The 25,708-nt window shown below is 48.4% G+C and carries 22 protein-coding genes; 16 read left to right on the plus strand and 6 right to left on the minus strand.

From position 1 onward, the window contains the following. The first annotated feature begins 64 nt into the window (after positions 1–64). The 7 genes from aat to F454_RS0110905 all read left to right on the plus strand — a co-directional run bounded on the left by aat (position 65) and on the right by F454_RS0110905 (position 6,582). The gene (gene aat, locus F454_RS0110875) at positions 65–640 is read left to right on the plus strand and encodes a leucyl/phenylalanyl-tRNA--protein transferase (RefSeq protein WP_018970689.1); all 576 of its coding nucleotides are present in this window, start codon (positions 65–67) and stop codon (positions 638–640) included. A gap of 92 nt (positions 641–732) precedes the next feature. Then, positions 733–897 (plus strand): type B 50S ribosomal protein L36, encoded by a 165-nt coding sequence (ykgO, locus tag F454_RS14955; RefSeq protein ID WP_083912993.1) that lies wholly within the window; start codon positions 733–735, stop codon positions 895–897. Between the two features lie 230 nt (positions 898–1,127). Further along, positions 1,128–1,634 (plus strand): hypothetical protein, encoded by a 507-nt coding sequence (locus F454_RS0110885; RefSeq protein WP_018970691.1) that lies wholly within the window; start codon positions 1,128–1,130, stop codon positions 1,632–1,634. 40 nt (positions 1,635–1,674) lie between these two features. Continuing rightward, a complete protein-coding gene (locus F454_RS0110890) occupies positions 1,675–2,871 on the plus strand; it encodes a porin family protein (protein ID WP_018970692.1) in 1,197 nt (398 codons plus the stop codon). A 146-nt stretch (positions 2,872–3,017) separates the two neighbouring features. Then, entirely contained in the window at positions 3,018–5,165 is a 2,148-nt protein-coding gene (locus tag F454_RS0110895) for a GumC family protein (protein WP_018970693.1), read from the plus strand. 20 nt (positions 5,166–5,185) lie between these two features. Beyond that, positions 5,186–5,782: an SLBB domain-containing protein gene (locus F454_RS0110900; protein WP_083912982.1), complete on the plus strand. Its 597-nt coding sequence runs from the start codon at positions 5,186–5,188 to the stop codon at positions 5,780–5,782. 80 nt (positions 5,783–5,862) lie between these two features. Next, entirely contained in the window at positions 5,863–6,582 is a 720-nt protein-coding gene (locus tag F454_RS0110905; RefSeq protein ID WP_018970695.1) for a hypothetical protein, read from the plus strand. 77 nt (positions 6,583–6,659) lie between these two features. Here F454_RS0110905 and F454_RS0110910 read toward each other — a convergent pair whose 3' ends face one another. Both F454_RS0110910 and F454_RS0110915 read right to left on the minus strand, forming a co-directional pair. After that, on the minus strand, positions 6,660–7,958 hold the full coding sequence (locus tag F454_RS0110910) for an argininosuccinate synthase (RefSeq protein WP_018970696.1): 1,299 nt from the start codon (positions 7,956–7,958) through the stop codon (positions 6,660–6,662). Positions 7,959–8,094: 136 nt separating this feature from the next. Beyond that, a complete protein-coding gene (locus F454_RS0110915) occupies positions 8,095–9,012 on the minus strand; it encodes a nucleotidyltransferase family protein (RefSeq protein ID WP_083912984.1) in 918 nt (305 codons plus the stop codon). A 164-nt stretch (positions 9,013–9,176) separates the two neighbouring features. Here F454_RS0110915 and F454_RS0110920 point away from each other — a divergent pair, with 164 nt between their 5' ends. The 4 genes from F454_RS0110920 (at position 9,177) to F454_RS14960 (ending at position 12,948) form a co-directional block, all read left to right on the plus strand. After that, the gene (locus F454_RS0110920) at positions 9,177–10,202 is read left to right on the plus strand and encodes a thiamine pyrophosphate-dependent dehydrogenase E1 component subunit alpha (protein WP_018970698.1); all 1,026 of its coding nucleotides are present in this window, start codon (positions 9,177–9,179) and stop codon (positions 10,200–10,202) included. Positions 10,203–10,209: 7 nt separating this feature from the next. Continuing rightward, positions 10,210–11,184: an alpha-ketoacid dehydrogenase subunit beta gene (locus F454_RS0110925; protein WP_033367899.1), complete on the plus strand. Its 975-nt coding sequence runs from the start codon at positions 10,210–10,212 to the stop codon at positions 11,182–11,184. 13 nt (positions 11,185–11,197) lie between these two features. Next, complete coding sequence (locus tag F454_RS0110930) at positions 11,198–12,445, plus strand: dihydrolipoamide acetyltransferase family protein (protein WP_026292857.1); 1,248 nt, start codon at positions 11,198–11,200, stop codon at positions 12,443–12,445. A 110-nt stretch (positions 12,446–12,555) separates the two neighbouring features. Beyond that, positions 12,556–12,948: a helix-turn-helix domain-containing protein gene (locus F454_RS14960; RefSeq protein ID WP_169334379.1), complete on the plus strand. Its 393-nt coding sequence runs from the start codon at positions 12,556–12,558 to the stop codon at positions 12,946–12,948. A 29-nt stretch (positions 12,949–12,977) separates the two neighbouring features. Here F454_RS14960 and dtd read toward each other — a convergent pair whose 3' ends face one another. Beyond that, on the minus strand, positions 12,978–13,430 hold the full coding sequence (dtd, locus tag F454_RS0110940) for a D-aminoacyl-tRNA deacylase (RefSeq protein ID WP_018970702.1): 453 nt from the start codon (positions 13,428–13,430) through the stop codon (positions 12,978–12,980). 138 nt (positions 13,431–13,568) lie between these two features. On the opposite strand from dtd, the gene F454_RS0110945 reads away from it, so the two are divergent. Beyond that, the gene (locus F454_RS0110945) at positions 13,569–14,987 is read left to right on the plus strand and encodes an MATE family efflux transporter (protein ID WP_169334380.1); all 1,419 of its coding nucleotides are present in this window, start codon (positions 13,569–13,571) and stop codon (positions 14,985–14,987) included. Positions 14,988–14,998: 11 nt separating this feature from the next. Here the strand turns inward: F454_RS0110945 and F454_RS0110950 are convergent, their stop codons facing one another. Both F454_RS0110950 and F454_RS0110955 read right to left on the minus strand, forming a co-directional pair. Continuing rightward, positions 14,999–15,517: a hypothetical protein gene (locus tag F454_RS0110950; RefSeq protein WP_018970704.1), complete on the minus strand. Its 519-nt coding sequence runs from the start codon at positions 15,515–15,517 to the stop codon at positions 14,999–15,001. 30 nt (positions 15,518–15,547) lie between these two features. After that, a complete protein-coding gene (locus tag F454_RS0110955; RefSeq protein WP_018970705.1) occupies positions 15,548–16,273 on the minus strand; it encodes a hypothetical protein in 726 nt (241 codons plus the stop codon). Between the two features lie 155 nt (positions 16,274–16,428). On the opposite strand from F454_RS0110955, the gene F454_RS14965 reads away from it, so the two are divergent. The 3 genes from F454_RS14965 (at position 16,429) to F454_RS0110970 (ending at position 19,558) form a co-directional block, all read left to right on the plus strand. Further along, a complete protein-coding gene (locus F454_RS14965) occupies positions 16,429–18,099 on the plus strand; it encodes an alpha-amylase family glycosyl hydrolase (RefSeq protein ID WP_169334381.1) in 1,671 nt (556 codons plus the stop codon). A 76-nt stretch (positions 18,100–18,175) separates the two neighbouring features. Next, a complete protein-coding gene (gene mnmM, locus F454_RS0110965) occupies positions 18,176–18,715 on the plus strand; it encodes a tRNA 5-(aminomethyl)-2-thiouridylate-methyltransferase MnmM (protein WP_169334382.1) in 540 nt (179 codons plus the stop codon). Positions 18,716–18,805: 90 nt separating this feature from the next. Then, positions 18,806–19,558 (plus strand): DUF481 domain-containing protein, encoded by a 753-nt coding sequence (locus F454_RS0110970; RefSeq protein ID WP_018970708.1) that lies wholly within the window; start codon positions 18,806–18,808, stop codon positions 19,556–19,558. Here the strand turns inward: F454_RS0110970 and F454_RS0110975 are convergent. Continuing rightward, on the minus strand, positions 19,555–23,079 hold the full coding sequence (locus F454_RS0110975) for an ATP-binding cassette domain-containing protein (RefSeq protein WP_018970709.1): 3,525 nt from the start codon (positions 23,077–23,079) through the stop codon (positions 19,555–19,557). The genes F454_RS0110970 and F454_RS0110975 overlap by 4 nt on opposite strands. 145 nt (positions 23,080–23,224) lie before the next feature. Here F454_RS0110975 and ftsH point away from each other — a divergent pair, with 145 nt between their 5' ends. Then, the gene (ftsH, locus tag F454_RS0110980) at positions 23,225–25,633 is read left to right on the plus strand and encodes an ATP-dependent zinc metalloprotease FtsH (protein WP_018970710.1); all 2,409 of its coding nucleotides are present in this window, start codon (positions 23,225–23,227) and stop codon (positions 25,631–25,633) included. Positions 25,634–25,708 lie beyond the last annotated feature (75 nt).

Genomic DNA, 25,708 nt, shown 5'->3' on the forward strand with positions numbered 1-25,708 from the left:
TTTGAACAATTTATGAGAGCTCGCTACAAATGGCTTGAGCGCAGATTTAAGTGTCGTTAGGTTTATGTTAATGAAAGGGATCTCAGTGGAAATGCTTCTAAGTGCGTACTGTCAGGGAGTTTTTCCGATGGCCGATCAGGGCGAGATTTTGTGGTTCGAGCCAGTGATGAGGGGGGTGATTCCTCTAGATGAACGATTTCATGTGCCTAAGAACCTTAGAAAACTTGTCAGACAGGGGAGGTATGAGCTCCGTGTGGATTTTGATTTTGAGGGGGTGATGCGCGCCTGTGCTGACCGTCAGGAGACTTGGATCGATGAATGTATTATTGATAGTTATTCAGAGCTTTATGCTATGGGGTTGGCTCATTCCTACGAATGTTGGGATGATGATGGCCTGCAAGGGGGGCTTTATGGAGTGTCTATTGGTCGAGCCTTTTTCGGTGAAAGCATGTTCAGTAGGAAGGTGAATGCCAGTAAAGTAGCACTGGTGCATTTGGTGAAGAATTTGCAACGACAAGGTATCGAGTTGCTTGATACACAATGGATGACCGACCACCTCAGGCAGTTTGGTGGGTACGAGGTTTCGCGAGAAGAGTATCGAGATATGCTAGAAAATGCCTTGGATGATGTGAAACCTTGAAATCATAGAAACTAGAGAATTCTAAAGAAATGGCTTTACAACATGGTGAGGTCACGTATTTTGCGCCTCCCAAAACGAAAGTTTCTCATCCTATGAAAGTTTTATCATCACTCGCCTCAATGAAGCGTCGCCACGAAGATTGCCAAGTGGTTAAGCGTAAAGGTACACTTTACGTTATCTGCAAGACGAATCCTAAGTTCAAGGCCCGTCAAGGCACAACTCGTGCTACTAAGCTCTCCAAAAAGGGCATCAAGTAAGACAAGGCATTTCGCCCTCTGTCATACAGAAATATTTAAGAAGTCATCCAGCATTGCTTGGTTGGCTTCTTTTGTTTGTTAGAATGCGTAAAAACATCTTGCCAATAGATCAGGAATCTATAGTGTATGGACTATGTTACGCAGATAGAGATGGTTGCATAACTTCATTGGTTGGTGGATAGCTCAATGTAGAGTCGCTGGCTAAATGTAAATTAACTCAAAAACTACCTATGAAAAAGACACTCAAATTTACTTGCATGGCCGCGATGCTTCTTGCGCCAATCGCGGTCCAAGCTCAAGGTCAGGGATCCTCAGCTGCTAATGCTGCATCCGCTGTTAAGGCTGCCAATGGTAACAACGCAGCGATCGTTGCTGCTGTGAAAAGTGCGGTTAAAGATGATAAGGCCAACGCTGCCGCCATCGTCGGAGCAGCCGTTAAAGCTCTTGGCAAAAACCCATCACCGGCACTCGTGGCTAACATTGTGAATGTTGCTGCAAAGCAGGCTGGAGCAGGCGCTTCTCAGGCTAGCCTTATTGGTATGTCTGCGAAGAATGCTGCAGGGAACTCAATTCCAGTGGTCACTGCCGTGAATCAAGTCATCTTGGCTTTGGTGACAGCTAATCCCCTCGATATTGCCGGTGGGGGTAACAAAGGTATTGGTGGTAACGGTGTGAACAATGTGGTGAATCAAAACAACCAATCAGACGGTAAGAAGCCACGTTCGACTCGCGACTAGTTCCCTTGAATAATCTTTCTAGAATAACTACAAAACATACATGAAATTCACAAAATTCTGCCTTGTTAGTGCTCTTGCAACTGGATCATTGGCTGCACAAGGTGTATTCGACGTCTCCCCCAACGATGGGTTGGTAGAGGATATTCCACTCGAGTTTAGTGCTACGGTGAACCTTGGTTGGGATGACAATGTGACGCCGTCAGTTCCAAGTAATCGCGGTGATTCCCTCGGTTACACCTCGATCAATGTTGGAGCGAACTACTTGAGCTTCGGCCCTCAGACGAATATTGATTTCAACCTCAAATTGGGTCTTCTTCATTACTTTGATAATGTGGAAAGTTCAGGTGTGAAGGATACTTACAATGACACAAAAGGCATCCTCAACATCAAGCACAACGTCAGCGAGCGCCTGTACGTCCAGACTCGTAACTACATTTTCTACGGTTTAGAGCCAGATTACACACACGGTGTGGTGAATGATCGTTCCAATGATGATTATTTCCTGTTCTCAACTGACAACTCATTGGGTTACAAGTGGAATGCGCGCTTGGCGACTGTCACTGGCATTAGTTTCCGTACTTTGAACTATGACAATGAAATTGATCAGGTGAATGACCGCCAAAGCGTGGGCGTGTATCAACAGTTCCGTTATGTTGCAGGCCCGCAAAGCGTTGCGACATTCGATTACAGATACCTCGCTACAGATGTGAATGGTGGTTTAGACTCACAGAGTCACAAGTTGTTGGTCGGTGTGGAGCACCGTGTTTCTGAATCAGGTGTGTTCGTTGGTAAGGTGGGTGCTCAGTTCCGTAAAGTGGACACACGCTCGAGTCAGACTGACCCAACATTTGAATTGGCATACATCCAGCGTGTGAATGAAGTGTTCCGTGTTCGACTCAATGCTGCATATGACGTCAACGATTACGGTACTTCTTCATCAGGTGCCAATTTTGAGAATAACCAGGCATTCCGTTTTGCTTCTGCAGGTGATTACCACCTATCACAGGATCTTTACTTCACTGGTGGTGTGAACTTTGTGACGAATGATTACTACGGTGGTCGTCCTGATGATGATTCACAGGTTCTCAACTTCCACATTGGTGCAACTTATTCCATATTGGACAACTTGAATGCCAATGTGACATACAACTACACCAAGTCCTATGACGATGGCGACACACTTAACCGTGAGTATGACCGTAGTCGAGTGCAGGCTGGATTGACTTACATTTTCTAAGATCAGTAGTCTGTTAAAACTTAATTTTCAAAGCCTGCTCTGAAATCAGTCAGAGCAGGCTTTTTTACTTTGCAAGTGTGATAGGTAGCGTTTAATAAACCTATTAACTAAGCACTCGAGCAACGTCCCTATGGGGCGAAGATATCATGCAAAATAACACCCAATTCAATTCCTCTGAGGCCGCGCTGCACGTCAATGACTACCTGCAGATCATCAAAAATCGATTCGGAATCATCGTGCTCAGCTTTCTGTTGGTGGTGTTCACAGCGGCAGTTGTGACTTATGTCATGCCGAAGAAGTATGAAGCTACTGCAGTGGTGAAGATCAACCCACTGGGGTCAAAACATCAAATGATGAATAACCCTGGGTATTCTACGATGATGACGCGCCAGTTCTTCGGTACGCAATTTAAGATTATTGAATCAGAAGAGAATTTGAAGCGTGCTGCGGAGATGACTCAGTTGCCTCAGAAATTACAACTTTCGATGGCTGAAACTGTGATGGTGCTGAAAGGCGGTCTCTCGACTCGTCAGGAGCGAGGCACTGATTTGATCGAAGTTTCTTTAAGAATGCGTAAGGAGCATCGACCATACTTGAAAGACGCCACAGAGGCAGTGGCCAATGCATATGCCGAGATTCGAATCGGACATGAACAGCGCCGCCGTGCACAAACGAGACAAGAACTGGATAAAAAGATCCAAAAGAGAGAAGATGTAGTGGAAGATTACAGAAATCGCCTTCTTCAATTCTCGAACCGGACGGGAATTATTTACTTTGACCGCTTCAATAAAGGTGGAACCACGGATCTGGTACGTCAGGATGTGAACAAAGAAAGCTTTTTGTATGATGAGGCGGTGAAAGACCGTGACGAGTTGGAACTTCAAGTGCGTAACCTTGTGGGCTTAGATGATGAATCGCTGATTTCTCATGTAGCCGGTCTTAATCGTCCTGAGAGTGCGGTGTTGACCCGCACCTATGAACAATATCAGGAAGCTCAGAGGGAAAAGGCTGGAGCCTTGGCAGAAGGGCTTGGAGCTAATCACCCTAAGGTGAAGCAATACGAAGCGCAGATTACTATCCTGAAAGAAGATCTATCACAAAAAGTGATAAAGGTGCGCGAAGTTCTCAAAGTGTTACTGGCTGAAGCTGAGGCTAAAGTGGCTCGCTTAAAGCAATCTAACGAACGGTCGAAGGACGATGCCCGTAATACGGCTGAGGACTATACTCTCTTCACCACGTATCAGAATGAATACGAAGATGCGGTTGAGACGCTGAATAGTCTTAGGAATAGTCAAGACCTTGAAGAGATTCAGGAGAATATGTCCATTGACCCTATTGAGTTTTATGGATACCCAAAAGAGCCTGAGCTAGCTGATTACGTTTCTCCTAATTGGATTTTGAACATGGCATTGGGCTCTGTGGCGGGGCTCATCTTTGGAGTAGGAATCGCCTTTGCTCTTGAGCTGATGGATAACTCGATTCGCAGTATGGAAGATGTGGAGAGGTACCTTCAGGTGCCCGTGCTTGCTGTGGTACCTTCTGGAGTGGGGAGTTTGCTGAATATGGCAGGTGGGACGCCAGATGCTGAGGCATACCGAATTTTAAGAACGAACATTGAATTTAACCGTCCCAATCAAAGTGATAATGCTATCACGGTTGTTTCAGGTGGTGCTGGTGAAGGGAAATCTACCACGCTCGTCAATCTGGCCTACATTTGTGCTCAGGGGGGCTACTCAACATTAATGATTGATGCTGACCTTCGTCGCCCTCGTCTCCACACATTCTTCGATATGCCAAATACTGTGGGTCTGACGAACTATCTCAGTAGTAATGTCGCGCTGGAAGACTTGGTTATCCAAACTTCAACCGAGAATCTCTACTTCTTGCCATCAGGCGTGCTTCCTGCTGATGCTGCTGGTATTCTTAATTCAAGAAAGATGTCTGAGCTTATTCAAGACGTTAAAGGACGCTTTGATTTGGTTCTCGTCGATTCTCCGCCAATTATTGGTGTGAGTGACGCTTCCGTAATTAGTGCCGAAGTGGACTTAACTTTGATTGTCGTGCAGCACCGTAAGTTGCCTAAAGAGATCTTGGTCCGTGTGAAGAAGGCTGTTGAGAGTGTGGGGGGGACTGTATTGGGTGTTGTTCTTAACAACGTCGATGTTCGTAGTGATAGCCAATACCAGTATTACACAAGTTATTATACTTACTATACCCCTGATACTAAAAAGCCTTCGAAGCCTAAGGTGGTAGCAGCTAGTGAAAATGTGAATGAGGCTGCTGACGTATACTAATACTAGATGTTGATTTGAATATGATGACGAAAAATAATTTCCTAGCTAAAGTCCTTCTTCTATTGATTGGGTTTTCTCTTTCAGTATCAGCAGGCTATGTGAATAAGGGGGAGAAGTTGACAATCACAATCAAAGGAGTGCCAACTTCTGAACAGCAAGCAATCAATGGTGAGTATGTGGTCGGGGATTCTGGATTGCTCTACATGCCAATGCTAACCAAGGGGGTCAGTGCATCTGGTGGCTCTAGTTCTTCTCTAGCTCGCAGAATCGAGAAGGCATACCGTGATGCTGAGATTTATAATAATCCGCGTATTACGATTATTACTGCTCGTGACGTCATCAAAGGAATCAATGATCAGAAGCAGTCTAATAGATTTATCACAGTCGCTGGACATGTGAAGCGCCCAGGGCCCGTTCAGTTCACTGACGGGATGACAATTTATGCCGCTGTTGCTGCTGCCGGTGATGCTTCAACCTTCGGTGCAATGAACCGTGTTGAGCTGCTTCGTAGCGGCCGTAAAAGTCGATTGGATCTAAAGCAAACGAATAATCGTACTTTGAAGGCTAAGCCTGGTGACGTGATCACTGTTCCACAGAAGAACGCCTTCGGTCGTTAGGTAATATTTTTGCAATCTACTACAAAATAACTAGAGAATTGTATTTGTTAGGTTGCTTGTGTTTCAGGTAGTCTAACTACATGAAATTCCTCCTATTAATTGTAACGGTCATTAACATCTCCTGTGCATCGTTAGTCGCGAGTGAACTTGTTGAGCTAACAAACTATAGCGGTAAAAGTATCGCATGCTCTATTCTTCGGGCGGATAGCGAAGAAGTGAAAATAAAGGTAAAGGGAAAAGTCTATGTTTTACCTTTAGATAGCCTCGATTTGGCCTCGAGAGATAAGGTGAAAGCTTGGATCGACTCTGGAGCGGGGCTATCAAAGAAATTGGCTCTAAGGGTCCAATCTGGTAAGACTGAGCGTGTTTCTAAGCGTGAAGGGTATGATGATAGAGATCTTCGATTAAAGCCTTTCGCAACAATATTGAATGACGACCGTAAACTTCCGACCTCTGAGCTGAACGCTACGTTTATTTTGATAGGTAAGCCAGTTCTTGATGGCAGCCTGTATTATGTTTTCTCGCGAGACTATCGGAATTTAGGTGCGATCAAAGAGGGTGGGCAGGTGAAGGTTAATTTCTCGCCTGTTTCTGCTGAATTTGATGACAGGGGTTATGCGCAGTACGGGCACAAGTATGCTGGTTATGCCATGGTCGTTAGGGATAAAAATGATGCCGTCGTGGCAGCTAAGTCTGTACCTTCAAATCTGATCAAAGAGGGGGTTGAGGCGATATTAAAGATGAGGCAGGGTCAATACTACACGAAAAACCTGACTCGTGTCACTGGGGTTGATTACTAAATGAGTGAACGAAAAAACAGCCCAGCCTCTCGATAAGAAGCTGAGCTGTTTGAAAGTGAAGTTAATCGCTGGATTACCTAGAGTTGTTCGCGTTGGCGTGCTGATGCTTTGAGTCGGAGGGCATTCAGAGCGATGAAACCGGATGCATCATTCTGGTTGTATGCTTCCTCTTTTCCTTCGCCAGCGCCCTCCATGGATGCAACGTCTTCATCGTAGAGTGATAGTGGAGAACGTCGGCCAGCCTGGAGGCAGTTACCTTTGTATAGTTTTAGTCGGACTTCGCCTGTTACAGTGCGCTGGGTTGACGTGATGAGGTCTTGAAGAGCTTCACGTTCAGGAGCGTACCAGAAACCATTGTAGATTAGCTGTGCGTATTTAGGAATGAGGCTATCACGAAGGGCTTGAGCTTCACGGTCGAGTGTCAGGGTCTCGAGGTCTTGGTGCGCAGCTAGGAGGATGGTGCCACCTGGTGTTTCATACACTCCGCGTGACTTCATGCCTACAAAGCGGTTTTCAACGAGATCCACACGTCCGATTCCATGCTTGCCGCCAAGGAAGTTGAGCGCGCGCATCACTCCATATGGATTCAATAGTGTGTAGCCATCTTGAATACCTTGGGCATCGACATCGTCGAAACCATCAATGATGGCGTCGAGTTTGTCATATTTGAGGCCAATCACATTACCTTTTTCAAAGAGGAATTGCACGTATTCTGGAGTGTCTGGAGCCTCTTCTGGTGATACGGAAAGCACATACATGTCTTTATCGTCTTCACCAGTCGCGTCATGCCAGGTGTCTTCCATTGCGCCGGCTTCAAATGAGATGTGAAGGAGGTTGCGATCCATGGAGTATGGTTTCTTCATGGAGGCTTTCACGGGGATATTGTTTGCCTCTGCGTATTCAATCATTTCAGCACGGCCGGGGAATTGAGCACGAAACTCGTCATCACGCCACGGTGCGATACACTGGAGGTGTGGAGCAAGAGCGGCTACTGAGAGCTCAAAACGCACTTGGTCGTTTCCTTTGCCAGTTGCGCCATGAGCGATTGCGTCTGCGCCTTCTTTGATTGCGACATCCACCATGCCTTTGGAGATGCAGGGACGAGCAATGGAAGTGCCGAGCAAGTAACGACCTTCATATAGGGCGTTGCCTTGGAACATTGGGAAGATGAAGTCAGAGGCAAACTCTTCCTTGAGATCTCCGATATAACATTTGGAGGCGCCAGTCGCCAGAGCCTTCGCTTCGAGGCCATCTAGCTCTTCAGCTTGGCCGACGTCGGCGCAATAAGCAATGATTTCAGCATTATACTTATCCTTCAACCACTTCAGTAGAACTGAGGTGTCGAGGCCACCGGAATAGGCTACAACGATTTTCATAATGATTTAAATTGGTGTGCGTGCATTGGGTTGAAGCCCAACGTGCTCAGATTTCGCAGAAAACTAAGCAGGTAATTTAGCTCTGGGCAAGTGCAATAGCGAAGGCGTAGGGATCCGTAACGGGGAGTCCTCTACATTACCAAAGCTGCTGAGGGTATTCTCCGTTTTCTACCAGTGTTTTCAGGCTGGAAACGCAGCTATCTTTGTCATCAGGGTAGGTGACTCCGAACCATGAACTGCTTGTCTCTAGTACGGTGCATTCCGCACGACCTGATTGGATCATTTCATCGATGACTGTGGGGATGTAGCATTCGGACTTTAGCTCGTTTCCTCGTTCCTCCAGAAAGCGATCGAAATGAGCTTGGAGATCAGAGATGAGGCTGGGTGGAAAGCCCCAGAAATTCATCGATACGATCGAAGATTTTGGTAGAGGTATTCTTTCTCCCTGTAAATTTTCGCCACGGCAAACCCCATCATCTTCGGCGGAGATTTCAAGGTGTTCTTCGACGGTGATCAGCAGCTTGTCTTTGAGCGAGCAGATCCCGCGGTTCACATTACCGTGCTCGGAGAGAGTGTTCTCAAGACTGTAGCCAACCATTGAGCATTGGGCAATTTCCTCACTGGTGCTTGGCTTGGACGCGAAGTGCTTAGCCATTTGCTTGAAGGCATCTTGGCCATAGAAGTCATCGGCATTGATGACTGCGAAAGGAGATTCCTGAATGCGTTGGCGGGCAGCCAAGACGGCATGCGTTGTGCCCCATGGTTTTACCCTGTCGGTAGGAGCGCTGAAGCCGCTAGGTAGGTCATCGAGCTTTTGGTAAGCGTATTCCACCTTTATTTGTTTGCGGAATTTATCTCCTATTTGCTGCTTGAATAGATCAGAAAAGTCTTCGCGGATAATGAAGATGACTCGATCAAATCCTGCCCTAATGGCATCGAATACTGAGTAATCTAATACGGTCTCACCATTTGGCCCCATGGGGTCCATTTGCTTGAGGCCGCCATATCGGCTGCCCATTCCGGCTGCAAGTACTACGAGTGTTGGTTTATTCATGGGATGGATGCTTTTCGTGATAGCCAAATGAAACTATAGTAAAGGCTAGTCAGGGCGACGCTATCAACAAGCCCAGGTTTGTGAAATGTTTTTTGAGTGGTAGATCGCGAAGGAATCCGAGAATCCTGTTGCTAGAATCAACTCTGTGGCTATAGAGTTTTCTCGTGAGCGAAGCATTCGACCCAATCATTCAGCATGGTGCCCCCACTCAGGAGTATGTACGTCGCGTGATGTATGCCATGCTAAGGGGGCGTATCATGGAAACTAAGCTGAGTAATCTCTACAAGGCTGGTAAGATTGTGGGTGGTGTGTATCTGGGCAAAGGCCAAGAGGCTGTGTCTGCATCGTTGGGGGCGGCTTTGCGTATGGGCCACGACGTTTTTGCTCCATTGATTCGTGATCAAGCTGGGCGAATGGCTTTTGGTGAGGCATCGCTTGATGCTACCCGAACTTACCTTGGCTCAGCCCAAGGGCCAATGCGCGGGCGCGATGGTAATATTCACCGTGGCCGACCTGATGAAGGCCTCTATGCGATGATTAGCCACCTGGGGGCCGCGGTTTCTCAGGTAGGTGGGGCTCTATTGGCTAAACGTATTCAAGGGACGCTGGGAGACAGTGTGGGGGCAACATGTGTCGGTGACGGTGCGACCTCGACTGGAGCATTCCATGAAGGTCTCAATTTCGTAGCTGTTGAGCGATTGCCGATGGTTGTGATCATTGCGGACAACCAATATGCTTATTCTACGCCTAATGAACGGCAGTACGCTTGTGAGGATCTGGTGGACCGCGCGAAGGGGTATGGCGTGGCTGGACACTCAGTGGATGGTACTAATGTCCTAGAGTGTGCCAGAGTGATCGGCGGTGCTGTCGCTGCCGCTAGATCTGGTGAAGGGCCGCAATTGGTGGTTGCCAAGTTGCTAAGGCTTGGAGGTCATGGAGAGCACGATGATGGCTCGTATGTGGAGCCTGAGTTGCGACAGGGCCATTTGGGGCGTGATTGTATCGAAGTTGGTAAAGAGCTTCTTATCCAGAATGGTCTTTTGACTGCAGAGCAGTATGATGCTTGGGTGCAAGAAATTAGTGAGGAATGCCAGGAGGCGGTTGCCGTAGCCCAACGCGAGGAGGGGCCAAACCCCTACAGTGAGGATTGGAGCGCAACATCTAGCCTTAGTCTGAGAGGATTGAAGTAACAAATTTATGAGTCAGTCGGTAACATACATTGACGCTATCCGCGAAGCTCAAGAGAGAGCAATGGAGGAGAACCCTAAGGTGTTTCTCTACGGACAGGATATCGGCAAGTTTGGTGGAGCATTCAAGGCTACAAAAGGCTTGCAAGAGCGGTGGCCTGAACGAGTGATTGATGCACCAATCAGCGAGGATGCCATGATTGGTATGGCTGTGGGAGCTGCATTGGAGGGGATGCGACCTATCGTGGAAATGCAGTTTGCCGATTTTGGTTCGGTGGCCTTCAACCAGATCGTGAACCAAGCGTCGACGCATTATTACAGAACGGGTGTTCCTGTACCCCTAGTGGTGCGCATGCCTTCAGGAGGGACCCCAGGTTCAGGTCCGTTCCACAGTCAAAGTGTTGAGAGCATTTATAGCCACTACCCTGGGTCAGTGGTGGTGACACCAGCTACGGTTGCTGATGCGTATTCGATGCTATTGCAAGCCGTGGAATTGGATGATCCAGTGATCTACTGCGAGCACAAGTTTTTGTATCGCTGGCTCAAGAGTGAAAATTATGAAGGTGATGACCTTCCGATTGGTAAAGCGCGTATCACACGCAGTGGCAAGCACGCCACTGTGGTGACATATAGTGCGATGGTGCACGAAGCGGTGCGAGCAGCCGATATTCTTCAACAAGAAGGTGGCTGGGAAATTGAAGTGGTGGATTTGCGTTCCGTAAAGCCTTTGGATACGGATACCGTGATCGCTTCTGTGGCTCGTACCGGTCGCTTACTCGCACTTGGTGAGTCTTTTCCATGGGGTGGGGTGACAGCTGAGGTGGTTTCTCGCGTTTGCGCGGATGCTTTTCACCTTCTTGATGCTCCCCCGATGCGCGTGAACGCCAAAAATACTCCGGTGCCATATCACCCGAAACTGTGGGCTATGCATCGCCCAACACCTGAGTCGATCTGTGTCGCACTGAGGAATCTACTAGCCTACTAACATTTTCATAATTATGCCTGAAGTACCCATAGTGATGCCGCAGCTCGGTGAGTCGATAGCTGAAGCGACGATTGTTCAGTTTAACGTTTCAGTAGGTGATACGGTGGATGCCGAACAGGACCTGATTGAGGTCGAGACCAATAAAGCGACCATGAGTGTGCCAACCTTGTGTGGAGGTGTGCTTAAAGAACTGCACGCAGAAGAAGGGCAAAGTTATGCAGTGGGCAGTGTTCTTGGAGTCATTGAGGTGACTGAAGAGGAGCTGAAGCGCACTGGCGTCGACACTATCGAGCAAGCGCAGATTGCTTCTGCGCCATCTTCTTCAGAAGAGTCTTACCAAGCTCAGTCGGAAGAAGAGCAAAACTTACATTTCAAGACCGAAGGTGGAGGCTACTTTGAGCCCAAGACTGTCGAGCCCAACGTGCAGGGGCTGCCTGTACCGATGGGTAAAAAAGGGGCGCACTATATTTCTCCTCGTATGCGTGCTCGGATGAACGAGCTGGGCCTTCAGGCGGCAGATATTTCTGCCATTACTGGTAGTGGTACTGGAGGGCGCGTGACAGTAGCGGATCTTGAGCAATTTTTGGATTACATTAGTGCATGGCCGTCGTCCAAGGCCTCTCCGATGCGCTTGGCTGTGGCTGACGCTATGCGCCGATCGTGGTCCCGGCCGCTGGCGACTGTAGGGCGACCTATCGTGATGGATAAGTTACTCAGTTATCGAGCTGCTCAGAACCCTAAACCCGGCCTAACTCTCTACTTGCTACGAGCATTTGCCTTGGCGTTAGCTGAGCACCCAGAGGCTGCAGGTTACTTGATCGGTGGGAGTATCGTGCATCCTAGAGCATTTGATATTGGAGTGGCTGTGCAAGTGACGGATGGTGTCATGGTGCCAGTGTTACGCAATGTGGATACCAAATCGGTACGAGAGCTTGCAGCGGACTATGCTGAGCTAGTGGATCTCGCCCGTGCCAAAAAACTCACTCGTGAGCATACGCAGGGTGGCATCGCAACCGTTACGAATTTCGGCACATTTGGCCTGACCTGGGGCACACCGATTCCTCTCCCCAATGAGACCTTGATTTTAGGGATGAGTGCAGGTGTGAAAAAGCCCGTGTGGTCTGATGAGGTGGGTGCCTTTGTCCCTTTCACCGAGGCCGGATTAGACCTCACTTTTGACCACAGGGTCATTGACGGAGGTGACGCTGGAAGGGTGTTGAATCGTGTGGCTGAGCTCTTAGCCTCACCTCAGCACTTGTAAATTCTTCTGGTATTACCCCAGAATCTTTACTATAAATCCGATATGCACTGGTAAAAGGAATCTTTAGATTCCCTTTTGCGTGGTGTATGCTAATCGCCACCGTACCATTTATGCAGGAAACTAAGAAATCAGCCTCCCCCGCAGGATCTGAGTTGAGTAAGCCATTGCTTCAGCGACTTACAGATTACATGAAGGGGAAGCTAAGTTCCCGCATCTATGTCGAAGATCTGGCTTCGGAGTCTAACATGTCGACATTCCACTTCGCGAGAAGCTTCAAGAAGACGACCGGGCACTCCCCCCACAAGTACTTGACTACCATGCGTGTTGAGCAGGCTATTCAGTTACTTCCAAATTATGATATGTCGTTGGCCGACGTTGCCTCTGAAAGTGGGTTTTCAGATCAAGCGCACTTCACCCGTGTGTTCAAAAAGCAAACTGGCATGACGCCTGCAGCGCATCGACGGAAGTTGAAAAAAGAAGCTGCTGAATCCAAGGGAACCTAGGAGCAATAGCCCCTAAGCTACGTTTCCTGTTATTCGCGGTTTTGTGTGTCGATTGTGATCGTGACTGGGCCGTCATTGATCAGCTGTACTTGCATGTCTGCACCAAATTCGCCACTCCCGCATTCTTTTCCCATTTGTTGGGATAAGCAGCTGAGGAATTGCTCATAGAGAGGAATGGCCATAGCGGGTTTTGCGGCTTTGATGAAGGAGGGCCGATTGCCCTTTTTGGTTTGAGCATGTAGCGTGAACTGAGAAACGACTAGAGAATCTCCGTTGATATCTAGCAATGAGAGGTTCATGAGTCCTTGTTCATCGGCAAAGATGCGCATCTTGCAGATCTTGTTGACTAGCCACTCGATGTCAGACGGAGCGTCGCGCTCTTCAATGCCGAGTAGAACCATGACTCCTTGGCCGATAGAACTTTTTATTTGTTGGTCGATCGAGACACTAGCTGAAGTAACACGTTGGATGACTGCTCTCATAAATGGAACTTATGGTTTAGGGGGCGGCTCAGGAACTGTCAAAAGCCTTTTGTAGATCTATTGCATAGTTGTCCTTTAACGATAATGAGCGATACTGAGTTCGTTAAGCGGGGGCCTATGACTCGTTTTTGCAGGCCTATGAGATTGTTGGAACAAGACGAGCATCAAGTGGACTTGGGTGGGATGCTCAAGGGCCTTTCTTTGAGTCGGCAGATCATCGCCTTGAGCTTGTGGCCGTTTCTACAGAACATGCTAGGCACATTGGTAAGTGTGGCGGACCGAGTGATTGCTGGAAGCACGATGAGTGAGAGTGCTTTGCCCGAAGTGTTTGATGCGATGGGTTTGATCGTATACGTGGCATGGTTGATGATGATCGTGATGGGCGCTGTAGCAACGGGTGCCCAGGCGTTGGTGTCTCGGGCATTTGGGGCGCAAGACGAAGGCTTAGCCAACAAAGCAAGTGGGCAGTCTTTAATTTTAGGAGTCATTGCAGGGGGGCTCTCTGGCACTGTGGTTTGGGCTCTCGCTCCTGTGATGGCATCTGTATTTGGTTTGGATGACGCTTCAACAGATTACGCTGTCACGTATTTGAGGGTGTTGGTGTGGTCGACTCCCTTCTCAGCGATCATCTTTGTAGCTAATGCTTGCCTGAGAGCTGGTGGTGACACGAAGACTCCGTTTGTCATTATGCTTGTGGTGAATCTCGTGAATGTATTCAGCAGTGTGTGTTTGATGCGTGGTTGGTTATTGGCCAGTGAGTATGGGATTCTGGGGCTGGCCTGGGGGTCACTCATTGGATGGGCTGCGGGAGCAATGATGATCTTGTATTATTTGTTTGCTAGACGGGTAACGAAGCGTGTTCTAGCAATTACTAGGCATGATCTCGTGTGGGATTGGTATGTTGGAAGGCGCATTGTGCGGGTAGGTCTTCCTCAATGTTTTGAGATTATAGGGATGTGGAGTATCCACATTTTTGGAGTTTGGGTGATCGCGAATCAAATCAAAGGCGACGGAGTCCTCGGGGCACATGGGCTGGTGGTGATGGTAGAATCCTTGAGCTTCATGCCAGGTTTTGCTCTGGGCTCAGCCGCTGCGACATTGGCCGGGCAGTATCTGGGTGCCGGCTCTAAATTGGGTGCTTTAAGAGCTGTCCGTGTGTGTTGGGTCACAGGTGTTTGCGTGATGGGAGCAAGTGGCTTACTAATTGTGCTTTTTGCTGAGCCCTTGGTGCAGTTGATGTCGCCTGGGGAGGGGGCGCAAAATAAGATGGCAGTAGAAGTACTGCGCTATGTTGGGTGGGTTCAGCCATTTTTTGCGACAGCCATGGTTCTGAAGATGGCGATGCGCGGCGCCGGGGCGACAGCTATCGTGATGATTGGATCATTTAGCACGATGTTGGTATTCAGGGTGGGGGCTGTGTATGTGGCATCCACCTATTATCCAGAATCTTTGAGTTTATTGCAGGTCTGGTGGATTATGATACTTGATCTGGTAGCCCAAGCGCTTTTGTTCGCCGCAATATATCGGAGGCGTGCTTGGCTTGATGCTGTGGTGTGAGCCTTGCTTGCTTATTCAGCATCTGCTGGCACGTAACAGGCTCGGTATAATTGGCGTTTGCCGCCCTGCATGTGACTATAGTTACTGTACCAAATTTTACCGTCTCCTTTTGTTTGCAGGTAAAAGTTGAGTGAACCTTCATGGTCTACGGTCGCGTCTAGAATTTTCAGTTCTAGTGTGTCTTCAGTTTGGTTGACGATTTCGACTGAGGCCGCTATTTCTGGGTTGTCACCGAAGTAAAACGTTTCCCCATCATAGTGGAAGTAAATGTCCTTTTGGTGCTTTTTGACGAAGTGAGCTCTACTATCGAGGCTGAGTTGTTTCTGGCTGTTTAGCCAATCTCCAGTGCTTTTCGAGTCTAGCTTGAAATGTCCAATGAACTCGTTGCCTATGGATGGATCTGATTCTTTAGCGACTTTTTTTAACGGGTCACTGGTCATGGTGGCGACTTCTGGGTTTTGCATTTCTACCCAAAACGTTCCCCCAAAGTATATAGCGACCGCTAATACGGTGATGATGATGATGCGCATTGCACTTATATTGTTTGTCTTGCGGGGAATTTAAAAGCTGACAGCAAAAAATACTCCACCATGGAAGCTATCTTTGCCTGTGTCGTTGTTATCTAGCAGGGTGGAGTTCCCAATGTAGGGGGTGAGCGAAATAGAATTATTGATATTGTAGGTGTATTCTAGTGTGGCAAAGAAATCGTTTAGGCCATTACGGCTGTAGTAGTCACTCACGGCGCTAAGTCCTAGCTTGAGGTCTAGATAGGATGATGAACCAAGCGGTATAAGGTAGTTGCCTGCTAGGTCACTATACCAGCCTTTTGCGCCTGTATCGTAGCTCCCTCGGAGGGTGAATGTGATGGAATCATTGAACCCCCAACCGGCTAGGAGTTCCGCATTCACCCCGCTTTCAAATAATGAATTTTGGTAATCGCGGTAGCTCAATGAGGCGCCTATTTGAAATTTCTGTATTTGATGGTGAAGCCCAGCCATGAGGCCGGATTCCGTAAAGTCGCCATCCCCAGTAGCTGAGTTGTACCAAGCCGCCGCTTGAATGCTTGAGTGGTTCGACAGCGCGTAGAGGCTGCTGAGTTGGAATTCAAGTGTGTCGTCGGCTAGGCTAAATCCGCGATAGCGGTAATCACTACGGTATTGGGCTAGAGCCTCGATTCCATAGGGAACCTCATTGAGCTTGATTTCTTCTTCGCCAATCGCTGAGACGTTGCCGCTTAACAGAGCTAATAGAAGGGTGAATGTTGTGCGGTTCAAAAAAGGCATCATGGTGAGGCAGGAAAGTGTGCCTAATCCATTAGCAGACGGCTTGAGCCTCTGTCAAATGGCATATTTTAGTAGGATTGTATCGATTAGAAAATTTGGAACTAACCATTGCACTCTGAATCGATGGAACTATGGTCTACCCGTTCCCCATTCCAGTTGTGAGAGTATCTATCTATCAATTATTTGTTCGCCACTTCAGCAATCATAAGAAGTCATCTGTGTATGATGGTTCGATTGCTGAAAATGGCTGCGGCACCTTTGACGGAGTTACGACGAGAGCCTTGGAAGGGATCGTTGAGATGGGGTATACTCATGTCTGGCTTACAGGAGTGTTAGAGCAAATAAGTGCAACTAGTTATCTTGGGATTCCTGGAGATAATGAAGTGCTTCTCAAGGGTAAGGCTGGAAGCCCCTATGCGATCAGAGACTACTTTGATGTGAGTGCTGATTATGCCACTGACCCAGAGTACCGATTGGAGGAGTTCGCCGACTTGCTAGAACGCTGTCATCAGCTAGGTCTCACGGTATTGATTGATTTTGTGCCAAACCATGTTGCTCGTAGCTACTGCAGTGATGTGAAACCTGAGTTGAATTTCGGAAATGAAGATGAGTGTGATCGTTTCTTTGCTTGGAATAATAACTTCTTTTATCTGGAAGGGGAAGGGACCATCGAGTTGCCCACGGGAGCATACCCGCATGAAACTCACGGTAGAGTGACTGGGAATAATGCCGCTACTTGGTCACCGGGCTTGAGCGACTGGTACGAGACGGTGAAGTTGAACTATGGACATGACTACACCAAGGGGCGAGATACCTCGGAGCTTCCTGACGCCAATGCAGAGCTGGATGATGTGCCTGATACGTGGGTCAAGATGGACGCGATCCTCGCGCACTGGCAGGAGCTAGGAGTTGGAGGTTTTAGGTGTGATATGGCGCACATGGTCCCGATGGAGTTTTGGGCTTGGGCTATCCGCAGGGCGCGCCTACGAGATCCTTCCTGTTATATCTTGGGCGAGGCGTATGATGGTGATCCAGCTAAAATGACATCGAGCAATGTACTGGATGCTTTGATTGAGGCCGGTTTTGATAGTGTTTACGATGGGGACAGTTATGAACTTATCAAATCCGTGGTGGAGCAGGGCCGGCCGGCTACGGACCTAGATGAATTGCTGTGGTCGCCGAATCGTCTAGATTTCATGTTACGTTATGCTGAGAACCATGATGAAGTTCGCTTGGGTTCCAGTCATCACTGGCGCGGACAGGGTGGAATCTTGAATCGGGCCGTGACCGCATTTTTGACAGGAGTGGGGCGGGCCCCATTCATGCTGTATAATGGACAAGAAGTAGGTGAAGTCGGAGATGGCGCCGAAGGATTTGCCCAAGACGACGGAAGAAGTAGTATTTTTGATTATGGGCACCTTCCTGCATTGAGCAAATGGACGAATGAAGGCGCTTTTGATGGTGGCGGGCTGAGTGAAGACCAACGCAGCCTACGTGAGTGGTATGCGGAATGGGGACAGTTAATGAGAGAGCCAGCCTTCACGTCGGGCGGAGTCTATGGATTAAATACGGCTAATTTTGCAAACGAGACATTCCGTGCTGAAAACGAAGAAATTGCACATCACGTCTATGCTTTTATTCGACATGAGCGGGCCAGTGGGGAGGCTTTTCTTGTGGTGATCAATTTTCACCCTGAGAAGCAAGTGGAATCGCTTGAGCTCATTCTACCTGAGGGTGCTTCAGCTTGGTGCGGCGCAGATCTCGCTCCGAAGCTATTGCTTGGCTCGATTGGGCCGGGAGGGGTCGCTGTATTTTCCCTTGATCTTTAGATCAGAAGAGAAGAGCTTTTCGGCGTTACATACTATCAACACACATAAATAGGAAATGCTACTTAGCCCTCTAAAAATGGCACACGAAATTGTGCGTCAAACAGTGCAACCCGGAGATACCGTGATCGACGGAACCTTGGGGAATGGTCATGACGCATTATTTCTAGCTCAATTGGTTGGCTCGAATGGGCTCGTCGTTGGTTTTGACGTGCAGAAAGAAGCGATTGTCGCCTCGCAGTCCCGAATGTACCAAAACGGAATTCATAAGCGTGCTTATCAATTCTATCACGCAGGGCATCAGCATATGTTAGAATATGCTAAAGGTCCGATAGCGGCGATCATGTTTAATCTAGGCTACCTGCCATTGGGTGATAAGTCGGTGATTACCCAGGCGGAAACCACGCTGATAGCCTTACAGAGAAGTCTTCGGATTTTGCGGCATAAGGGGGTGCTAACTGTGATGTGCTACCCTGGTCACCCTGGTGGTGCCGAAGAGGTACATTCTATAGAAAAATGGGTTAAACAGCTTCCTCGCGAATACTTTAGAGTGATGTCCTATACGCCAATGAATGCTCCTAACATGCCAGCATTCATGATCGCAATTGAAAAAAATTAGTGAGTAAGTTTGGTTAGGTTTCGACTTTAATTATTCTAACTGACAGATTCAGAGTGACATCGGTGCACATTTTGCTAGGTTCCCCGCGAAATGAAATTTCACGTATTTAAAAAGAATTCATCGTTGTTTGTTTGCGCTGTTAGTAGCGCATTATTAGTTGGCTCTGTGCAAGCTGAAGACGAAGTTGTCGAGGCTGCGCCATCATGGGAAAGTTCCGTAGACTTTGGTCTGAGTGCGGCCCAAGGAAATACCGAGAATCTTCTATTTCGTTTTGGTCTCAAGACTGAAAAGAAAGACGATATCGATGCTTATTTGGCTGAATTGAGTTATAAGTATGGTGAGGAAAGCGGGACGGCTAACGAGGACGAAATCATAGGTAAAGCAAAGTGGAACCATATTTTAGAGGGGAAAAACTACTTTGGTTTAGGTTTAGAGGGACGTAGAGACACCTTCGCAGACATCAATTACCGAGTTTCCTTGAATGCCACATACGGATACTACTTCATCGACACGGACCGCACAGTTCTCACTGCAGAGGCTGGTCTGGGGGTCACCACAGAAGATTTAGGTCAGGGTGCTGATACATACTTGAACGGTTTGATCGAGCAGAGCTGGAAGCATAAAATCAGCGATTTTGCCAATGTGTACGAGACTCTAAGCTACTCTCCTCGCTTGGATAATTTGTCTGATTACCGATTAGAGTTAGAAGCTGGTCTAGAGACAAAAATCACTCAAACGATCACACTCAAGTTGGGACTAGAAAATCGATACGCAAGTGTGCCTGCTACAGATAAGAAGAAAAATGACCTAAAGGTCTTCTCTAGCTTGTCGTATAAGTTTTAATTTGTACGTCTATTCCATCGCGTCATGATGGCTGTGGCCATGATGACGCAGATGATGGAAATCATGGCGAGCACAAGCTTGCACCAGAACAGAGAGGGGAGTTTCTGGTTGAACCAAAACTTCCATTCAGCAAGGAATATGGAGCGGTCCTGGGCAGCGTGCATATCCACACGGTGCATTTCAGCTCTCCTTACAAGTAGTTCAGCACGTGTGTTCTGGAAAAAGGACTGCACCGGTTTAGTTTCATCTTCAGCACCTTGGTAGATATTGATAGCTTCTAGCTCTCTCATGCTACCGTACAGCGATGCTCTGGCAATCGCGTGCGCTAGGATTGCAGCATCATCTTGGTTTGTAGCTTCAGCAGCATAGAGGCGCGTGAGGCCTGCAGTGAGAATCTTGATGCGTTCAGCTTCGAAGCCACTTAGGGGGGAGGCATCGGAAGAGTCATCATTGGACATGGGCTTTTGTTTGAGCCTTTCAATTTCTTTTTGGATGTTGCGCCTTTCCCGTTCGAAGGGGTTTTCAGTCGCTTGGGACAAGATAATGCCCTCGAAAGAATAGCGCAGTGGCATGAAGATGGCGGGTACAGGCTCAGCTCCGTCATTTCGTGCTGCGTCGCCACCGATGAATAGGCCTCGGTTCATTTCCCCGAATGGCACGAGAGCTCCGGCCAAGAGTAGTTGGGGGACGAGGAGTAAGGGGATTGAGGAAAGTGCGGCACGTTCACTTTTGACGATGGTCGAAATAAGGAGCGCCATGGCTGTACCCGTCATGGCGGTGAGGCTGGTCCACAGCCAATGCGAGAGCCACATTTCTTTGATCTCGAGCATGAAGTGGCCAAGTGAGACAAAAATGGCGCATTGAATGATGGCGAGCAGGCTGAGAGTTGTGAACTTTGCGGCAATGTATAGGCCAGTTCCGTAGCGGGTGTTTCTTTCACGTCTCAGTACTGGCATGTCACGTAGAATTTCCGTGGCACTATTGGTGAGGCCCAAAAACATGGCAACGGTAACAGCTAGGAAGAGGTAGGTAACAATGTGTAGTCCAGTAGAGAACTCATAGCTTCCTTCGGCTGAAGCTCGCAAGGTGAGGGCGATCAAAAGCGATAGAAGCGGGGCTTCCAGAATGGTGGAGTAGAAGGTGCCTTTATTTCTGACCTTTGCAACTGCAGCTCGCTTGAGGTGGGTGATGAACAGGATAAATTGATCTCTGATTCTACGCGGGCGAGGCACTGGAATCGGCATGTTGTCATCAGCACGCGGCATGTCGCCGAGCTGTGTTTGGACCTCTTCGTTACCAACTGCAACCTTTTGGATAAGACGGTGGTTTTCATGTCTTTCTTGCCAAAAGCTAGGAGGGAAACGTCTAGTAAACGACTGGGATTCATGCGTGCCAATCGTACTGAGTAGCGGTGTTTCTAGTACATCGAATACAAAGTCGGCATTTTGGTTTCCACCTTGATGGCGGTGGTGGTTGGGGATGTGGAGTTCGTTGCTAGCCTGCGCAAAGTAACGGTTCATGCCGCTGGGGCTCCCGAAATAAGCTACTTTTCCTCCTTTATCGAGCAGCAATACCTTATCGAAGAGAGCGAGAACTGAGGCGCCGGGGCGGTGCAAGGAAGCGAGCACGATTTTATCACGTGCTAGAGCTCTGAGCGTCTCTGTCACGTGCTCGGAGTCCTTCGATGATAAGCCAGAGATTGGTTCATCAAAGAGGAAGATTTCTGCGGCAGATCCTAGGTCAAGCCCGAGGTTTAGTCTGCCTCGCTCCCCTCCAGAAATTGTTTTGTCGCCAGCTGAGCCAACTTTACGTTCAGCTAGCGGGCTGAGGGCTAGCTCAGCAAGAATGCTTTCGGTACGGCGCTCATGTTCTGAGATGTCAAGGTGGGGGCGGCGAATGGCGCTTGCATGGATCAGGTGCTCACGCACGGTAAGGTGTGGATTGAGCGCCTCTTCTTGTGGCATCATTGTGATGAATGGAGCAAGGCGGCTTCTGTGTTGGTAGAGGGAAATACCATTGAATCGGACGTGGCCACGGTCTGGCTTGAGGTGGCCTGCGATTGTTGCAAGTAATGTGGATTTACCGCAACCTGAAGGCCCCATAATGCAGAGCATTTCGCCGCGCATCACCTTGAAATTGATGCTATCTAGAGCTGTAGAGTTCTTGTTGAAACGGTGGCTGATCCCATCCAGATGGAGTTCTTGAATGACGGTTCTTTCCTCATCAATAATTCCCTCAGAAAAGCGGCAGCGGATCGCTTGGCTGGCACTCAGTCGGATCAGTGCGCCATCGGCGATTTGAGCTCCCGATTTTACTGGGTGGTTGTTAATGAGTAAGGTGCGCTCCGACTCAATGATTTCGAGTTCACCAATTGAGGTGATGGGGTCGTAGCTGATGCGTATGGTGATTTTTCCTGCTAGGTTGGGAGAGATTAGCAAGTCTCCTTTGCCGATGGCGAGTGGGTCATTGGATACGATGCAGGTTTGTTTGCCAGGGCTTAGTTTAAAGCGACCGCCTGCTACAATTGCCTTCTGCCGAATGTCTTCAAGGGTGACGACAGATCCATTTGAGAGGGTGATGGAGTCGTGGAGCTGGAGTTCGATGGGTTTACTCTCTGAGATAAAGATCCCTTTTGCTTGGATGCCATTGTTGCGAATCCCGTGTACTTTAGCAGTAGTGCCGAAATCGATGCGCACGCTGGATAGTCGAGTACGAACACGTTCTGCCACCAATCCTGAATCTGCCTCGTGAAGAAAAATAGCTCGAGGTTGCTTTGTTTTCTCATAGTTCAGGAAGAAGTTGAGATCGGTGAAGTTGAGTGTCCAGTTGGGTAGAATGATCCGCTGGTGTGAGCGCATCCGCACTTTGTGTCCAGGAGGAAGGTTCACTCCGCTGAGCCATAGAGCTTGGCCGCCAGTGTTTCGAATGATGATCACCTCGCCACTCTGGTAGAGTCGGAAGGCATAATTATCATTTGAGGCGGGGAGAATGATCTCAGCATGTTCACTGGTCGAACAGATGAGGCGCGTGAAAGGGAGAGTTTCAGTACCTTCATAACCTTCGCTGAGTTCATGATGGACTAGATCACCAAGAGCTTTTTGTCCAAGGGCGTCGAAGAATTCGTGGAATACTTTGAGCCCTGTTTCTTTGTTGCTGGAGGCATCGATCAGAACATACAGTTGGAGCGCGAGTTGCGGGTAATAATCTGCATCTAGTAGATAGGTGATGTCTGCGATGAGGCTCGTAGGAGCCTTGGGAGAATTTAGGGCTTTCTCAAGCCTGTGCGAGAGCCAGTAATGATCAGCTTCGGGGAAGGCATTGCGCAGGAAATCTAAGGCGACTTCAGATTCGGATGGGTCGACTTTACGGTCTAATGCGACGAAGGCTGCAAAGACCTCTATGATTGGAATCGCAAGAGGTGTCTTGGGTTTGAGCGGCTTGCGGACCCATGCCTTCAGGCGGGAAGATGATGGGGTCAACTTCGCTTTCTCTGGTCGCTTTCTGGCATTGCTGGAAGGCATACTTAATTGATAAGCTGTTTGAATAGGCATTAGAAGAAAAGCTTTGAGAAAAAAGGATTTCTTTTTTCCGAACCCGCAGTATCTTTCACCAGACCTAGATCTACCTAGCGTGAGGGCCAAACTCGTACACTTTTAGAAGAATCAGATGTCAGAAGAACAACCACCTCAAGAAGACCCCAAGCAGAATCCACCGCGTAACGGCCAGCCAAGTCCTCCAAAAGGGCCTAATTGGCGAGTGATGGTTCTTTTCTCTATTGCTCTTGGAGTTCTGGTACTTGCGTATTTTAGTACCAACGAACCAAAAGGTAAGGAAATCGATTTTGGGCAATTCCGCCGTGCATTAGAGAGTGAGAAGATTCTCCTGAATCCAATGGCGATCCCTGCTGTGTATGAAGCCGGTGATCAAGCTCAAAAGGCTCAAGCTCTCAAGGATTTGAAGCTAACCGCTGATAGTGGGCTGAAGTTCGTGACCAAAGACTCTACAACTTCGGGTCAGGTGAAAGGTTTCCTCGATGTTGCCGAATACCGTGACATGAGTGATAAACCGAAGCTTCAGAGGTTTCGCGTGGCTATTGATACTAGTCTCGATGAAAGCTTTGTCAGTGACCTGCGTGACCAGTACACTTTACCATTGGTGGCAGTTGACCAACTTCCCACTTCCAACGATGCTGAAGTAGCCACGCTGAAGCAATTGAGGAAGTGGTTGGCCATGAGCGAAGTGGTGAGCTCTGGGGAGCATTATTTGGTTCTCTTCAAGCAAGCAAATACTAGCGACGCTTTTCTCGAGGGGGTGCGTGAGGTGTACCCAGTGAAGCAAGGTGTTAGCCCTGATTACAAACCATTCACAGTATCGGTGAACCTTTTTGCCATTAGTGAAGCGGAGCGTAAACTGCTAGAGTCTGCTCGTACCTCTGCAGAGAGCAACACGATGGGTTTTGTGTTGATGCAGGTATTGCCGATTCTCTTAGTAGTCGGGCTGCTCTTTTTCTTGTTCCGCTTCCAAATGAAGAATGCAGGTAAGGGAGCAATGAACTTTGGGAAATCAAAAGCAAAGCTCCTTTCCATGGGTAAAGGTAAAGTGACCTTTAAAGATGTTGCTGGGATCCATGAGGCAAAAGAAGAACTCTATGAAATCGTAGATTTCCTCAAGGCCCCTAAGAAATTTGAGAAGCTTGGGGCGAATATTCCAAAAGGTGTGCTTATGGTAGGCCCTCCTGGAACCGGTAAGACTTTGTTGGCTCGTGCAATTGCAGGTGAAGCTGAGGTACCGTTTTTCTCCATCAGTGGATCTGACTTTGTAGAAATGTTTGTTGGGGTGGGTGCTAGCCGTGTGCGGGATATGTTCGAACAAGGGAAAAAGAATGCACCATGTATCGTATTTGTCGATGAAATCGACGCCGTGGGTCGCCACCGTGGCCAAGGTATGGGGGGAGGCAATGACGAGCGTGAACAAACCCTGAACGCTCTCTTGGTTGAGATGGACGGTTTCGACGCTCGTTCCGGCGTGATTATCATCGCTGCTACCAATAGACCAGATGTTCTAGACCCTGCGCTGTTGCGCCCAGGGCGCTTCGATCGTCAGGTGCGAGTCTCTCTCCCGGATGTGATTGGTCGTGAGCAAATCCTTAAAGTGCATGCGAAGAAGGTCAAGATGTCTGCGGATACGGACCTCAGCTTAGTAGCGCGCGGTACTCCTGGGTTTTCTGGTGCGGAGCTGGCAAATTTGATTAACGAGGCAGCCTTATTGGCCGCTCGTACTGGAAAGAACGAGATCGGAATTGCAGAGCTCGAAGAGGCTCGTGATAAGGTGCGCTGGGGCCGTGAAAGGCGATCACTAGCGCTCTCGGACAAGGAGAAAGAAAATACAGCGTATCACGAAGCCGGACACGCAATTCTCAACATCCTTTGTGAGCACACCGATGACCTCCACAAGGTGACAATCATCCCTCGTGGACCATCGCTTGGCATGGCCATGTTCCTGCCTAAAGAGGATAAATTTAGTTACCGTCGTGCGGAATTGATCGATCAACTATGCGTGGCTATGGGTGGGCGTGTTGCAGAGGAGATTACCTTTGGCAACCCAACAAATGGTGCCATGGGAGACATCCGTCAGGCCACGAGCATTGCACGAAAAATGGTATGCGAATGGGGAATGAGTGACGATCTAGGTATGGTGGAATATGGTAGTGACAATCAGGCTGAGATGTTCATTCCCGGTGATTCAAAGTCCTATTCTGAAGAAACTGCGAGGAAGATCGATTTTGAAATCAAGAATTTGATCGATTCTGCTTATGATCGTGCCACTCAGCTACTGACTGAGAAAAAGCAGACACTTGCGATTGTTGCGCAGGCATTGCTTGAGTATGAAACTCTCAATGGTCAGCAGATTCAGGACTTGATTGAAAAAGGCTACATGGAGAACCCGCCAAGTGAACCAAGCCCTCCCGAGCCACCACTGGCCCCTGCTGAAGATACGGTGGCTAAGGTGAAAGGCGAGGAATCTAAAGACGACGATGAACCACTTGCTGGTGAAGTGGTAGGAGCTCCAGCTTAGTAATTCTAGTGAATTGATTTAGAAACTAAAATGCACGGCTAAATGCCGTGCATTTTTTATGTTTGATGGGCAATA

It is taken from the genome of Rubritalea marina DSM 17716 (genome assembly GCF_000378105.1).
Classification (GTDB): domain Bacteria; phylum Verrucomicrobiota; class Verrucomicrobiia; order Verrucomicrobiales; family Akkermansiaceae; genus Rubritalea; species Rubritalea marina.

Excerpts from the sequence above, each read along its gene's own strand:
- aat (WP_018970689.1), top strand. The coding sequence starts at position 65 with ATGTTAATGAAAGGGATCTCAGTGGAAATGCTTCTAAGTGCGTACTGT.
- ykgO (WP_083912993.1), top strand. The coding sequence starts at position 733 with ATGAAAGTTTTATCATCACTCGCCTCAATGAAGCGTCGCCACGAAGAT.
- F454_RS0110885 (WP_018970691.1), top strand. The coding sequence starts at position 1,128 with ATGAAAAAGACACTCAAATTTACTTGCATGGCCGCGATGCTTCTTGCG.
- F454_RS0110890 (WP_018970692.1), top strand. The coding sequence starts at position 1,675 with ATGAAATTCACAAAATTCTGCCTTGTTAGTGCTCTTGCAACTGGATCA.
- F454_RS0110895 (WP_018970693.1), top strand. The coding sequence starts at position 3,018 with ATGCAAAATAACACCCAATTCAATTCCTCTGAGGCCGCGCTGCACGTC.
- F454_RS0110900 (WP_083912982.1), top strand. The coding sequence starts at position 5,186 with ATGATGACGAAAAATAATTTCCTAGCTAAAGTCCTTCTTCTATTGATT.
- F454_RS0110905 (WP_018970695.1), top strand. The coding sequence starts at position 5,863 with ATGAAATTCCTCCTATTAATTGTAACGGTCATTAACATCTCCTGTGCA.
- F454_RS0110910 (WP_018970696.1), bottom strand. The coding sequence starts at position 7,958 with ATGAAAATCGTTGTAGCCTATTCCGGTGGCCTCGACACCTCAGTTCTA.
- F454_RS0110915 (WP_083912984.1), bottom strand. The coding sequence starts at position 9,012 with ATGAATAAACCAACACTCGTAGTACTTGCAGCCGGAATGGGCAGCCGA.
- F454_RS0110925 (WP_033367899.1), top strand. The coding sequence starts at position 10,210 with ATGAGTCAGTCGGTAACATACATTGACGCTATCCGCGAAGCTCAAGAG.
- F454_RS0110930 (WP_026292857.1), top strand. The coding sequence starts at position 11,198 with ATGCCTGAAGTACCCATAGTGATGCCGCAGCTCGGTGAGTCGATAGCT.
- F454_RS14960 (WP_169334379.1), top strand. The coding sequence starts at position 12,556 with ATGCAGGAAACTAAGAAATCAGCCTCCCCCGCAGGATCTGAGTTGAGT.
- dtd (WP_018970702.1), bottom strand. The coding sequence starts at position 13,430 with ATGAGAGCAGTCATCCAACGTGTTACTTCAGCTAGTGTCTCGATCGAC.
- F454_RS0110945 (WP_169334380.1), top strand. The coding sequence starts at position 13,569 with ATGAGATTGTTGGAACAAGACGAGCATCAAGTGGACTTGGGTGGGATG.
- F454_RS0110950 (WP_018970704.1), bottom strand. The coding sequence starts at position 15,517 with ATGCGCATCATCATCATCACCGTATTAGCGGTCGCTATATACTTTGGG.
- F454_RS0110955 (WP_018970705.1), bottom strand. The coding sequence starts at position 16,273 with ATGATGCCTTTTTTGAACCGCACAACATTCACCCTTCTATTAGCTCTG.
- mnmM (WP_169334382.1), top strand. The coding sequence starts at position 18,176 with ATGGCACACGAAATTGTGCGTCAAACAGTGCAACCCGGAGATACCGTG.
- F454_RS0110970 (WP_018970708.1), top strand. The coding sequence starts at position 18,806 with ATGAAATTTCACGTATTTAAAAAGAATTCATCGTTGTTTGTTTGCGCT.
- F454_RS0110975 (WP_018970709.1), bottom strand. The coding sequence starts at position 23,079 with ATGCCTTCCAGCAATGCCAGAAAGCGACCAGAGAAAGCGAAGTTGACC.
- ftsH (WP_018970710.1), top strand. The coding sequence starts at position 23,225 with ATGTCAGAAGAACAACCACCTCAAGAAGACCCCAAGCAGAATCCACCG.